Origin of the sequence: Paludibacter propionicigenes WB4 (assembly GCF_000183135.1) — a bacterium.
GTDB lineage: Bacteria > Bacteroidota > Bacteroidia > Bacteroidales > Paludibacteraceae > Paludibacter > Paludibacter propionicigenes.
This window is the reverse complement of record NC_014734.1, coordinates 1,571,382-1,585,135: the sequence shown is the minus strand read 5'-3', so window position 1 is coordinate 1,585,135 and position 13,754 is coordinate 1,571,382. Positions and strand designations below refer to the sequence as shown.

The 13,754-nt window shown below is 38.1% G+C and carries 9 protein-coding genes; all 9 read left to right on the top strand.

Annotation, left to right across the window (positions count from 1 at the left end):
• The first annotated feature begins 113 nt into the window (after window positions 1-113).
• The 9 genes from PALPR_RS06565 (at window position 114) to PALPR_RS06525 (ending at window position 13,687) form a co-directional block, all read left to right on the top strand.
• Window positions 114-809 (top strand): redox-sensing transcriptional repressor Rex, encoded by a 696-nt coding sequence (locus PALPR_RS06565; RefSeq protein WP_013444829.1) that lies wholly within the window; start codon window positions 114-116, stop codon window positions 807-809.
• On the top strand, window positions 806-1,417 hold the full coding sequence (locus PALPR_RS06560) for a fumarylacetoacetate hydrolase family protein (RefSeq protein WP_013444828.1): 612 nt from the start codon (window positions 806-808) through the stop codon (window positions 1,415-1,417). The genes PALPR_RS06565 and PALPR_RS06560 overlap by 4 nt, the downstream gene beginning before the upstream one ends.
• A gap of 25 nt (window positions 1,418-1,442) precedes the next feature.
• Window positions 1,443-5,252, top strand: coding sequence for a type IX secretion system sortase PorU (porU, locus tag PALPR_RS06555; protein WP_013444827.1), 3,810 nt, complete (start codon window positions 1,443-1,445; stop codon window positions 5,250-5,252).
• Window positions 5,253-5,331: 79 nt separating this feature from the next.
• On the top strand, window positions 5,332-6,459 hold the full coding sequence (gene porV, locus PALPR_RS06550; RefSeq protein WP_013444826.1) for a type IX secretion system outer membrane channel protein PorV: 1,128 nt from the start codon (window positions 5,332-5,334) through the stop codon (window positions 6,457-6,459).
• A 93-nt stretch (window positions 6,460-6,552) separates the two neighbouring features.
• The gene (gene ispF, locus PALPR_RS06545) at window positions 6,553-7,032 is read left to right on the top strand and encodes a 2-C-methyl-D-erythritol 2,4-cyclodiphosphate synthase (RefSeq protein WP_013444825.1); all 480 of its coding nucleotides are present in this window, start codon (window positions 6,553-6,555) and stop codon (window positions 7,030-7,032) included.
• Between the two features lie 131 nt (window positions 7,033-7,163).
• Complete coding sequence (locus PALPR_RS06540) at window positions 7,164-7,799, top strand: peroxiredoxin (protein ID WP_013444824.1); 636 nt, start codon at window positions 7,164-7,166, stop codon at window positions 7,797-7,799.
• A gap of 220 nt (window positions 7,800-8,019) precedes the next feature.
• Window positions 8,020-9,252 (top strand): acyloxyacyl hydrolase, encoded by a 1,233-nt coding sequence (locus PALPR_RS06535; RefSeq protein ID WP_013444823.1) that lies wholly within the window; start codon window positions 8,020-8,022, stop codon window positions 9,250-9,252.
• Between the two features lie 42 nt (window positions 9,253-9,294).
• Window positions 9,295-10,833, top strand: coding sequence for a YifB family Mg chelatase-like AAA ATPase (locus tag PALPR_RS06530; RefSeq protein WP_013444822.1), 1,539 nt, complete (start codon window positions 9,295-9,297; stop codon window positions 10,831-10,833).
• Window positions 10,834-11,218: 385 nt separating this feature from the next.
• Window positions 11,219-13,687 (top strand): TonB-dependent receptor, encoded by a 2,469-nt coding sequence (locus PALPR_RS06525; protein ID WP_013444821.1) that lies wholly within the window; start codon window positions 11,219-11,221, stop codon window positions 13,685-13,687.
• The last annotated feature ends 67 nt before the right edge of the window (window positions 13,688-13,754 follow it).

The window sequence follows — 13,754 nt, the reverse complement described above, 5'->3', positions numbered from 1 at the left end:
TGAATTTACCTACCAACTAAAAACGTCATTCAGTGTTTTTTAATTATACTTGTAAGTCAGTGTCTGAAAAAAATGATTATTTTTGCAAGTTAAATAAATAAAATTACGTCGAAATGTCTAATTTACACTCATCTATACAGTTCAAAGTACCGGAACCTACTTTGAGACGTTTGCCATGGTATCTGGCTTATGCTCAGCTGGTTTTGAAAGAAGGCGAGCTGTACTTATCGTCTACTCAGATAGCTAAGAACATAGCTGTCGATGCCTCGATGGTTGCAAAAGATTTATCGTATGTAAATATTTCAGGTCGTACCCGCGTAGGTTACGATGTAAAAGAGCTTGTTGGTATTCTCGAAGCATTTCTGGGTTTTACAAACTCACACAAAGCATTTCTATTTGGCGTTGGTAGTTTGGGTGGTGCACTTATGCACGATAATGGTTTGGAACAATTTGGACTTGAGATAGTAGCAGGTTTTGACGTAAAATACGAGTTGTCCGGTACAAGCATCAACAGGATTCCGATTCATCATCTCGATCGTTTCGTGGAACTTCAGCAACAAACCGGTATTAACATCGGAGTTTTGACAGTACCAGTCGATAAAGCGCAAATGGTGTCAGAAATTATGATCGCCGGAGGTATTCAGGCTATTTGGAATTTTACGCCTTTCAGGATACGGGTTCCTGAGAATATTATTGTACAAAATACTTCCATTTATGCTCATTTAGCTGTGATGTTCAACAGATTAAATGCGATAAAGGAAGATGAGAAGAAGAAAATACTAAACCAAAGACATCAAAAACTAAAATGAAAATATTAGCCATAGGGCAAAATTATGCCGAACATAACAAGGAACTGAATAATGCAATACCTACTGAACCGGTTGTATTTATGAAGCCGGATTCGGCTATTTTGAAAAATAACAAACCGTTTTTTATTCCCGACTTCACAGAAGAATTGCATTATGAAACTGAATTGATAGTGAAGTTTAATAGACTGGGAAAGAATATTGATGCTAAATTTTCTCAACGATATTTTGCTGAAATTGGTTTAGGGGTTGATTTCACAGCGCGCGATTTACAACGGAAGCTAAAAGCAGGTGGCAAACCCTGGGAGATTAGTAAATCATTTGATAATTCGGCTGTTATAGGAAATTTTTTGCCGGTTGCTGAGCTAGGTGATATTCAGAACATCAGTTTTCGCTTAGACCTGAATGGTAAAACTGTTCAGAATGGAAATTCCTCCAATATGATTTTCCCTATAAATGAACTAATCTCATACGTGAGTCGTTTTTTTACTATCAAGATTGGTGATATTCTTTTCACCGGAACCCCGGAAGGTGTTGGCAAGGTTGCTATTGGAGACAGGTTAGAGGGGTATATTTTTGATAAGAAAATGTTTGATTTCTACGTGAAGTAATTTTTGCTAAAACGACACAATTTCAATGAGATATAGAATTATACTTTTTTCTTTTCTCTGTTTATATATTTCAACTTTATATGCTCAGCCGGAACCAATCAAATCGTATAGCTTAAATTGGAAAGGTCTGGAAAAATGGGTTTCCGGTACCTCTGCCATTCAGGTTATTGCTTTTGATAGTGCCCACTATGTGTCCGAAAGCCGCTTACCATATTTCTGCACCTCTTTGCCATGCGAATCCGGATATTCCTACGATGTCCGAATTATAAATCCCGTTTATATTCCTGTTACAAAAGAAGAGCTGAATAAGATTCCTCGCACTGTTACCTTTCCTTCCGATAATCAGGCAGAAATAAAGTATATAGAATCTTCGGGTGTTACTTCTCTTAAAGTTAGTATTTTGCCATTTGTTACCCGAAATGGAGGAACTCTAAAGCTAAAATCTTTTGATTTACAGATTGAAAAACAAGCTAAAGCTCAAAAGGTTAATTCAGCAGTGTTGCATAGCTATACCGCCAATTCGGTGCTTGCACAGGGAAAGTTTGTGAAGATCAGAGTTGTGGATAGCGGTGTTTACAAACTTACTTACGAAGATTTGAATTCGATGGGGCTGGATCCTGCGAATGTACATGTTTATGGTTTTGGCGGAAACGTTTTGAGTCAGGATTTCTCCCTGACAAGATATGATGATTTGCCTGAATTGTCCATTTATATGAATAAGGGAAATGATGGTATTTTTAATAGTGGTGATTATATTCTGTTTTATGCAAATGGAGTAAACAAGTGGGAGTACGACAAGTCCTTATCTATGTTTACACACACCATTAATCCATATTCCAAGTATGGCTATTATTTTGTATCATCGAATTCTTTGTCTGGAAAAAGAATTGCCGGGAAGACGAATACTTTGCCTGATTTAGCTGTTGTCAATAACATCAATGAGTTTGTTGATTACAGCGTTTATGAAAATGAAGTGGTTAATCTGGCACAATCGGGGAAGGTTTTCTATCAGCCAATGACGGATGCAAATTCGTTGTCAGTCAATGTGAACGCTCCGAATTTAATTCCGAACAGCCTATGTAAGGTTCGACTGGATGTAGCCGCTTCCTCCTCGGCATATTCTTCTTTTCTGCTGAGTCTGAATGGAGGACAAACTAATACCGTTTTTGTGGATAAACTGAGCGGCGATAATTACGAGCAGGGTGTTGGAGCTTCAGGTGTTTTCGCATTTACTCCAACCAATTCTGCATTAGCTTTCAATCTTGTTTATTCCAAACCAACATCTACTTCATTGGGTTATCTTAATTTTATGGAATTCAATTTCCGAAGACAACTCAAGATGAATGGCTCTGCAATGCAGTTTCAAAATGTCGATTATTTAGGGCAATCAACTTATAACCGTTACCAACTGAATAGTGCAAATAATAATGTTCAGATTTGGGATTTGTCCGATTCACAAAATATAACAGCGATTAAAACTACCACCGTTGATGGAAATCTGACGTTTGTAGATACAGGTTCAGAGCTAAAAAAATATTTGGCAATTGATCCAACCCAAACAAGTACATTCACTAAACCTGAAATTGTAGGCACTGTGTCGAATCAAAATCTGCATTCGGTTAATCAGGCAGATATGGTTATTATAACATACCCTGATTTTCTGGAACAGGCTCAAAAACTGGCTCAGGCACATCGCGAGAAAGACAATTTGACAGTAGATGTGGTTACTGCAGAGCAGGTTTACAACGAATTTTCATCCGGAACACCTGATGCCACAGCCTATCGCTGGTTTATGAAAATGTTGTACGACAGAGCTCTGACATCAGGAATTGAGAATGATAAACCAAAATATCTGTTACTTTTTGGTAAGGGGTCATACGATAATAGAAAAATACGGACTGACTCCGGCGATAATTTGATTCTTACTTTTCAGGCTGATAATTCTCTGGTTTCAACCTCATCGTATGTGACCGATGATTATTTTGCTTTGCTGGGCAACGATGATGGAGCTAATATCTTTAATTCTTCGATGGAAGTTGGAGTGGGTAGATTTCCGGTAACGACCGTACAACAGGCAAAAGACGTGGTTGCTAAAACCATCGGCTATATGAATAATGCCGACAAAGGAAGTTGGAAAAACCAGATTTGTTTTCTGGCCGACGATGGTGGTAATGGCGATGGAAATATCCATATGAGTCAGGCCGACGATGTGGCTACATCTACAGAAACCGCTTATCCGGCATATCAGATAAATAAAATCTATCTTGATGCTTATCAGCAACAAGTATCCGCAAGTGGCGAAAGTTATCCATTGGCTAAATCTAAGTTTATGAGTTTATTAAACTCAGGATTATTTCTGCTGGACTTTACCGGACACGCCGGCCCAACGGGTTGGACGAATGAATCGGTACTGACTCTGCCGGATGTAAAAGCTTTGTCTAACAAGCATCTGCCTTTAATTGTAGCTGTAACCTGTGATTTTTCTCAGTTCGACTCTCAGGTTGTTTCAGGTGGAGAACAAACAATATTAAATCCTACCGGTGGTGGTATTGGTATTTTGTCTTCTGCCAGGCCGGTATATTCATCCGGTAACTTTCCTTTGAATATGCTTGTGTGTGGTAACCTTTTTAAAAAGCAGAATGGCAAAGAGATGCGAGTAGGAGATGTAATCAGATATGCCAAAAATAATTTGACTGATGGCATTAATAAGTTACCATACATTTATTTGGGCGATCCGGCAATTCGCTTAAACTATCCAACAAAATACCAGATTATTACCAGTCAGGTAAATAGTAATAAAAATCCGGGAAACGATACTTTAAGGGCTCTGTCCGTTGATACGATAAAAGGGTATATCGCTGATGATTATGGAAAAGTTGTTTCAGGTTTTAATGGAATATTGAATGTCGTTATATACGATAAATCTCAACAAATAACCACGTTGAATAATCACAATGAGCAAAACGGTACTTTGACTTATTCAGATCGACCCAATGTACTGTTTTCCGGTAATGTACAGGTGGTGAAAGGCTTGTATAGTTTCAGCTTTATGTTACCTAAAGATATTAAATATAATTTTGGCAGCGGCAGAATAAATTATTATGCCAAGGATGAAATAAATAATAATGAAGCTCAGGGCTATTACGAAAACTTTATTGTCGGTGGCACGGACAAGACAGTGCTTAACGATACCATAGGACCGGAGGTTAAGCTGTATCTGAATTCGGAGTTTTTTGTATCAGGATCAAAAGTAAATGAAACTCCGGTATTTCTGGCCAATGTAAATGATATTCATGGTATTAATACTATAGGGAGTGGTATTGGACATGACATTTTATTGACTGTTGACCAAAATTCAGAAACGTCTTATATTCTCAATGACTATTTTCAGGCAGACGAAAATAGTTATACCAGTGGTAATATAAGTTATAAGCTCCCTGTTATTAGTAACGGAAAGCATACGTTGACATTTCGGGTGTGGGATTTGCTAAATAATTCTACTACAAAAACGATTGAATTTGAGGTAAATAAGGGGCTTGCTCCGGTTATTTTTTCTGTAAGAGCACAACCCAATCCTGTAAAAGATCAGGTAACTATTGTTGTCAATCATGACAGACCTGAAACCGTATTAAGAACAACTGTCGAGGTCTTTGATATAACAGGGCGTAAGGTTTGGTCATTTTCTCAATCTTCTGCCAATAATATCTCCTGGGACCTGATAACAAATGATGGTAAAAAGCTTAGAACCGGATTGTATTTATACCGAGTAAATATCAAAACAATGAATAGTGATATTACATCTAAAGCAGATAAAATGCTAATTATTGAACAATAAAAAAAATATTTTTTCGTTTAATTATTCTAGTTCTTATTTAATTTTAGTAATATTGCATTTCAATAAACATAAACTTAGGATGAAAAATAGTTTTTTAGTATTGTGTGCCCTTGTTTTGTGTGCTACAAGTGCGTTAGCTCAGGTTAATAATCCGATTGTAACGGCTGTGCCTTCGCTTTCTATTGCTCCCGATGCACGAGCTGGAGGTATGGGCGATATTGGTGCCGCAACTACTCCTGATGTAAACTCGCAATTCTGGAATCCTGCTAAATACGTTTTTATGGAAAGCGATGCAGGTGTCTCTATTTCATATACTCCTTGGTTGAGAAAGCTTGTTTCCGACATTGACTTGGCGTATTTGTCAGGATATTGGAAACTGGATAAACAGCAGGCTTTTAGTGCTTCACTTAGATATTTTTCTTTAGGAAGTATTGATATTGTTGATATTCAGGGTACATTTATGCAGAGTGCGCATCCTAATGAACTGGCGGTAGATTTGGGTTACTCACGTTTATTGTCCGATAAATTTTCAGTGGCGGTTGCATTGCGTTATATTCGTTCCGACCTGAATAATGGAATAAATCTGACGGGTGGAACCGAAATGGTTCCCGGATCTGCTGTAGCAGGTGACGTGGCGGCTTTTTTTAAAACTCCTATTGCGCTTCCAAGTGTTGATGCTACATTGAATTTGGGATTGAATATTTCCAATATAGGCTCAAAAATTTCATACGATAAAAAAGCTTCCAGCAACTTTATTCCTACCAATATGCGTTTGGGAGGTTCATTCGAATATCCTGTAGATAATTTTAATAAAATTTCTGTCAGCGCTGACCTGAATAAACTGTTGGTTCCGACTCAAAATAGTATGAGTAATAAAGAATATAGCGATTTGTCACCGTTAACAGGAATATTCAAATCGTTCGGAGATGCTCCCGGTGGTTTTAAAGAAGAACTTAGAGAGGTTATGTGGTCATTGGGTGCTGAATATGCTTACAATAATCAGTTTTTTGTGCGGGGTGGATATTTTAATGAAAGTCAATATAAAGGCAATCGTAAATACTTTACAGCCGGTGCTGGATTTAAGCTGAATATTTTCCAGTTGGATGCTGCATATGTAATGTCTACAGCGCAATCAAATCCACTGGATCAAACTTTACGTTTCTCTTTGTCGTTTGATTGGTTGGCACTTAAAAATATGCTAAAATAAAAGTTGCGTTACATTATTCAATAAAATAAACAAAAACGGTTGTTATCTGCCATGAGGTCGGTTCAACCGTTTTTTATTTGATAATTTCAAGATATGAATATACGAGTAGGATTTGGTTACGATGTTCATGTTTTTGCTCCCGAGCGTGAATTATGGCTTGGAGGTATAAAAATAGAACATTCGGTTGGTTTGTTAGGGCATTCTGATGCCGATGTATTAATTCACGCTCTTTGCGACGCGCTGTTGGGAGCGGCTAACTTGCGGGATATTGGATTCCATTTTCCCGATACTTCGGGCGATTTCAAGAACATTGACAGTAAGATTTTGTTACGGAGAACAATGTCTTTGATTCGCGAAAAAGGATATGAGTTTGTAAATGCCGATTGCACTGTTTGTGCCGAAGAACCAAAGCTCAATCCTCATATCCCCACTATGCAAAGTTGTTTGTCTGAAGTGATGACGGTGGATATTGATACAATATCAATCAAAGCCACTACATCTGAAAAAGTAGGCTTTGTTGGTAGAAAAGAGGGAATTGCTGCTTATGCAACGGTATTAATTTATAAAAGATAAGAACATATTCATCCTTAATTTGTTTTTCCTATACGACTATAAAAAAACTCTATCGATTTTTATGATAGATTCATTTATAATCTGCTTATTTTTGTACTATTAAAATAATAACCATTTAAAAATATAAAAACATGTCAGTATTAGTAGGAAAAAAAGCGCCTGTATTTAACAGCAAAGCCGTAGTAAACGGAGGTGAAATTGTAGAAAACTTTTCACTAGAACAGTTTGTAGGAGAAAAGTATGTAGTTTTCTTCTTTTACCCTGCAGATTTCACATTTGTGTGCCCAACTGAATTAATTGCATTTGAGGATAAAGCAGCAGAGTTTGCAGCTCGTAACACTGTTGTTATCGGTGCATCTACCGACTCGGAATTCTCTCACTGGAAATGGTTGCAAACTCCACAAAATCAGGGAGGTATTCAGGGAGTAACTTACCCGTTGGTTGTTGATCAAAACCTTTCAATTTCAAAGAATTATGATGTCTTGATCGGTTCGGAAGAATACGATGAAGAAGGAAATGAATCATTCGTAGGCGAACCAAAAGCTTATCGTGGTCTATTCTTAATTGATAAACAAGGTGTTGTTCGTCACCAATTGGTAAATGACTTACCTTTAGGACGTAATGTTGATGAGGTACTACGTCTCATTGATGCTTTGCAGTTTACTGAAGAGTATGGTGAGGTTTGTCCTGCCAACTGGAAGAAAGGTGAGAAAGCTTTGGTAGCTACACAGGAAGGAATTGCAAGTTACTTGTCAGAGAAAGCTTAATTTCTTATTAATCTGATTCTTATTTAAATCGCTATAACACTAGTTGTTATAGCGATTTTGTTTTATATTATCCTGACCTGACAGCATAATTTTGAAAAGTTAGAATAAATTTGAGGCGATATAGATAAGATATTAAATTTATTAACTATTTTTGCAGAGAAATACACCTCATTATTATCATGATTGGTGTTGGCAATTTATTTATACGTTATTCAATACAATGAGATTAAGAGTTTTTCAAGTCAGTCTGTTTTTGGTTTTATTATTTGGTTCGATTTCTGTAATTGCTCAGGATGAGCGAGCTCAACTGCCTTTGGCTTTGCGCAACGCGTATTTTGGCGTTAGTGTAGGATCAATAAATTATGATTTTGGTGCTGCACAGTTTCAGGCGCCTGCCGGTTATAACTTTAGGTCAGTTACGGTGAATCATGCTGCTGTTAGGTTGGTTCTTTACGGGTACGAGTTTAATAAATATCTTTCGGCTCAGCTTACTTATATGCGACCTGTGTCCTGGGTGTTTTATTATTATGACCGAGGTCTTGAACAAAACGTAAGAAGTTCAGTGTGGATGAATGTTGGTGGACTAACGCTTAGGCCGCAACTGCCAATAAATAAGCGTTTTTCATTAAATGGAGAATTCGGTTTAGGCATAGTCACTCGCCATGGGTTTAAGGCACTGGACGAAACACCAATTATTTCAGGTGTAAACTACGCAACGGTTTTATTCGGCGGCGGTATTAATTATCACATAAACGATAACTGGCGGTTACTGCTAAGCACAACGTACAGCCCTAAAAAAACTTCTGTAAATCAACCTGCAACCAACTTCTTATCGGCAGGTTTTAATTATAAACTGAGCCCTGTATCAGAGAAAAAACTAAAAAAAGCTGCTGAAACAGGTTATATTAATCCTAAACAATGGATACAAATAGGCTACGCGAGTAATGCGCTGGGATATGGCGTCAATAATGCTTTAGAGAAAGCCGTTCTTTTTTGGGGTGGTGATGCTGAAGTATACAGAGGTTTAACGTTCACTTATCAGCGTAATATTTTTCATTCAGCTAAGTATTTTGCTTTGGACTGGGGAGTTACAGCCGCCACTTGGAAAACTAAAGGTGTTGGGGCCGGTTTAAGTAATCCGAATAAAGAGAATTTCTTTACTTTGTCTGTTTTCCCGGTAGGTAGGTTTAATTTCCTGCATACAAAACCATTGGATGCATATTTCTATTATTCTGTTGCTGGTCCTACCTATATATCCAAAGTGATAATTGATGGAAATGATACTGGTGCTCATTTTACATTTCAGGATAACATGGGGGTAGGTGCATTTTTTGGAGAAAAACGTAACTGGAATGCAGAAATAAAAATCGGACATTATTCTAATGGAAATGTTTATCCTCAAAATGCTGCAGTAAAAGTGCCGTTGTCATTGAATGTAGGGTATGCTTTTTAGCACGCTATATATCTTTATAAACCTATTTTAAATCAGTCTGCTATGTTAGTAAAAACCTTTGGTTCAGCTGTTCAGGGAATAAATGCCACAATAGTCACTATCGAAGTTAATGTAAGTCAGGGAATAAGGTTCATGCATGTTGGCTTGCCCGATAATGCAGTAAAGGAGAGTCATGAGCGGATTGCGTCGGCACTTGAATACACCGGTTATAAGTTGCCACGCAAGCAAATTGTGATTAATATGGCTCCGGCTGATATTCGAAAAGAAGGTTCGGCTTATGATTTGCCTTTGGCTATAGGGATATTAGCTGGTGCTGAAACGGTAAAATCGGAGGAGTCGGAACGATTTGTGATAATGGGCGAACTGTCATTGGATGGAAGTTTACAGCCAATAAAAGGTGTTCTACCCATAGCCATTAAAGCAAGAGAGGAGGGTTTTAAAGGTTTTATTCTCCCTAAGCAAAACGCCAGAGAAGCAGCTGTGGTAAATAATCTGGATGTTTACGGAGTAGAAAACATTACCGAAGTTATCGATTTTTTTAATGGTAATTCCACACTGGAACCTACGATTGTCAATACCAGGGAAGAGTTTTTCACGAACTTGAATTTATCGGAAATCGACTTTGCTGATGTGAAAGGGCAGGAGAGTGTAAAACGAGCGTTAGAGGTAGCGGCTGCAGGTGGTCATAACATAATTATGGTTGGCCCTCCGGGTGCCGGAAAATCCATGTTGGCCAAGCGAATTCCGACTATTTTGCCTCCACTGACTTTGCATGAAGCACTTGAAACTACAAAGATTCACTCGGTTGTAGGGAATATAGACAGCAATACTTCTCTGATTTCTCAGCGCCCTTTTAGAAGCCCCCATCATACAATTTCTGATGTTGCCTTGGTGGGAGGCGGTACTTTTCCGCAGCCCGGTGAAATATCGCTGGCACATAATGGAGTCCTTTTTCTTGACGAATTGCCCGAATTTAAGCGGACAGTTCTGGAAGTCATGCGCCAGCCTCTTGAAGATCGTAAGATATGTATTTCGCGCGCTAAATTTGCCATTGAGTATCCAGCTAGTTTTATGTTGGTAGCTTCTATGAATCCCTGTCCGTGCGGATATTATAATCATCCTGAACGCGATTGTGTTTGTGCTCCTGGTGTGGTTCAAAAATATCTGAGTCGTATTTCCGGACCGTTGCTGGATAGAATTGATATTCACATTGAAATAGTTCCTGTACCTTTCGAGAAACTGTCTGAAATGAAGGATGCTGAAAGTAGTGAAGCTGTACGGGATAGAGTTATGAAAGCACGTCAGGTTCAGGAACAAAGATTTAAAGATGTTGATGGAGTATATTGCAATGCTCAAATGTCTTCTAAGCAAATGCGTACTTTTGCGCAAATAGATAAAGCGAGTTCGGAATTATTGAAAAATGCCATGCAACGACTAAATTTATCAGCCAGAGCTTACGACAGAATTATTAAAGTGGCTCGTACAATAGCCGATTTGGATGACTCTGAACAAATTCTTTCCAATCATATTGCTGAAGCTATCAATTATCGAAATCTGGACAGAGAAGGTTGGGCAGGATAATTTCATGCATCTGTCATCGGTAAATTATTGTTGAAGATTACTTTACTATGTTTCATAAACATGGAAACCTAGTTTATTCCATCGTTCCAGTTTTCTATTAACTAATTTCTATTTTCCACAAAAATATCTTACCTTTGTCCTCCGAAAGGAATTCGACTCGCTTCCAGGGTTGTTTTTCTTTCTTTTTAAACATACTAACTTCGAACAAATGAGATTCTCATGCGTTTGAAGATACAAACAACAATGGGGTGCCTTAATATTTCGGGCTGAGATCATACCCTTTGAACCTGCACGGGTAATTCCGCGAAGGGAATAAGCTACAATCATCGGTATTTTTTTTATTAGGCTCTCAAAACCAAATTATTATTTAAACTAATAAATTGTTATGAGACAAATTTTTATTGCAGTATTTATGCTGTTTACGGCTGTTATGGCCTTTGGCCAACACACTATTAAAGGAAAAGTGTTGGACGAGAATGGAAATGCTCTGGTAGGAGCAACTGTTTTAATTCTGAATAACCATCAAGTACAAACTTCTGCAAAGGATGGTTCTTTCTATTTTGAGAAATTAAAGGGCGAAAATTTTAATCTGAAGGTTTCATATACAGGTTATGACGCAATTAAGCTCAAAGTTTCAGTGGATAGCGATGTTATTGTCAAGCTTACTCAAAAGAGCAATTTGTTGGGCGAAATAACGGTAACTTCGCTTCGAGCCACGGATAAATCGCCGGTGGCTTACACTAATCTTGATAAAGAAACGCTGTCCAAAACGAATTTGGGGCAGGATATTCCTTATCTGCTGGCTCAGACTCCTTCGTTCGTAGCATCATCCGATGCCGGAACCGGAATCGGATACACTAACTTTCGTATCAGGGGAACGGATGCATCGCGTATCAATGTGACGATAAATGGTATTCCGTATAACGATCCGGATGAGCAAGGTGCCTACTGGGTTGATATACCTGACTTTACAACTTCAGTCGAAAGTGTTCAGGTGCAACGCGGAGTAGGAACTTCAACCAACGGTGCAGGTGCTTTTGGAGCAAACATAAATTTGCAGACTGATAATTATGCGCGAAAACCCTCGGCAGAACTAAGTCTGTCTGGAGGTTCCTTCAATACGTTGAAGGAATCTGTGAAAGCCAGTTCTGGCTTGATAAACGGTCATTGGGCTATTGATACACGGCTTTCATCGGTGAAATCGGATGGATATATTGATCGTGGTTGGGTTGATATGAAGTCGTATTTTGTTCAGGCAGGGTATTATGCAGAGAATACCACTGTAAAGTTCCTGACATTTGGAGGTAAAGAGCAAACATATCATGCGTGGGATGGAATTGATTCATACGCGTTGCCAAAATTAGAATATCCACGAACATATAATCCTTGCGGATATATGGGGAAAGATGCCAATGGAAATCCGCTTTACTATAAAAATCAGACAGATAATTATCTACAGACTAACTATCAATTGCTAGTAGCGCATGTGTTTTCGCCGGAGTTAAGCTTGAACGCTGGATTGCACTATACACGCGGCGATGGATATTACGAAGAATACAAACGTGATGCAGTCCTGAAAACGTATGGTTTGAAATCATTTAGGTTGAATGGATCGGTTATTGATTATACAGATTTGGTTCGTCAGAAAAAGATGGGCAATGATTTCGCCGGAAGTATTTTTTCTTTTAATTATAAAAAAGATAAGCTAAATGCACAATTTGGAGGAGCTTTGAATAATTATTGGGGAAATCATTGGGGAGAGGTTATTTGGGTAAAAAATTATACTGAAAACTTACTGCCAAATTCAGAATACTATAGGAGTTCAGTATCTAAGTGGGATGGTAATTTGTATTTAAAAGCAAATTATGAATTGTCCACAAAGCTTAATGTCTATGCGGACTTACAATATCGTAGAGTGACTTACAAGCTTCAGGGAACTAATGATGAGTGGAATGATGCTATTTCGGCCATGCAGGTGTTGGATGTAAATAAAAAGTTTAATTTCTTTAATCCCAAAGCCGGTTTGTTTTATCGTCCGAATGATAAAAATGACTTTTTTGGATCTGTGGCTATTGCTCATCGTGAGCCAACCCGTACAAATTATACTGATGGTACTGCTTCTACATGGCCTACGCACGAGACATTGTATGATACCGAATTAGGTTATAAGTTTCATAATTCTGTTCTTTCTGTAGGTGCTAACGCGTATTTTATGTATTATCACAATCAGTTGGTTCTGACAGGGAAAATAAACGATATCGGTGAGGCTCTGACGGAGAATATACCCACAAGTTATCGTTCAGGTATAGAACTGCTCGGAAGTGTTAAGCCGTTTGATTTTTTACGTTGGGATGTCACAGCTACACTTAGTCATAATCGTATAGTCGATTTTGTCGAAACGGTAAATGTTGTTGATGAAAACTGGAACCCAACCGGACAAAGTGTAACTAACTTGTATCATTCTACCCCAATTGCATTTACACCTGATTTGTTGGCAAATAGTATGATTACTTTTACAAAAGGTGATTTTGAAGCAGCTCTCCAATCAATCTATGTTGGTAAGCAATACGTTGATAATACAGGTCTTGCTGAGCGTCGGTTACCAGATTATCTGGTGAATAACCTTCGTTTATCATATTCTTTGCCGGTAAAAGGTATCAGAGAGTTGAATTTTACCGTGTTGGTAAATAATTTATTCAATAAGATGTATCTAAGCAATGCTTGGAGTGCTCCTACCATTTCGGCTGACCCGGCGAATCCTGTTTATGATAAGAATTCACCGGTTAATAATTATTTTGGTTGTTATCCACAAGCTGGTATCAATTTCTTAGCCGGAGTATCAGTGAAATTCTAACGATACACAAACTTACTGCTTGTACTACTAATAAAGGCTGGATTAATTTAATCCAGCCTTTATTTTG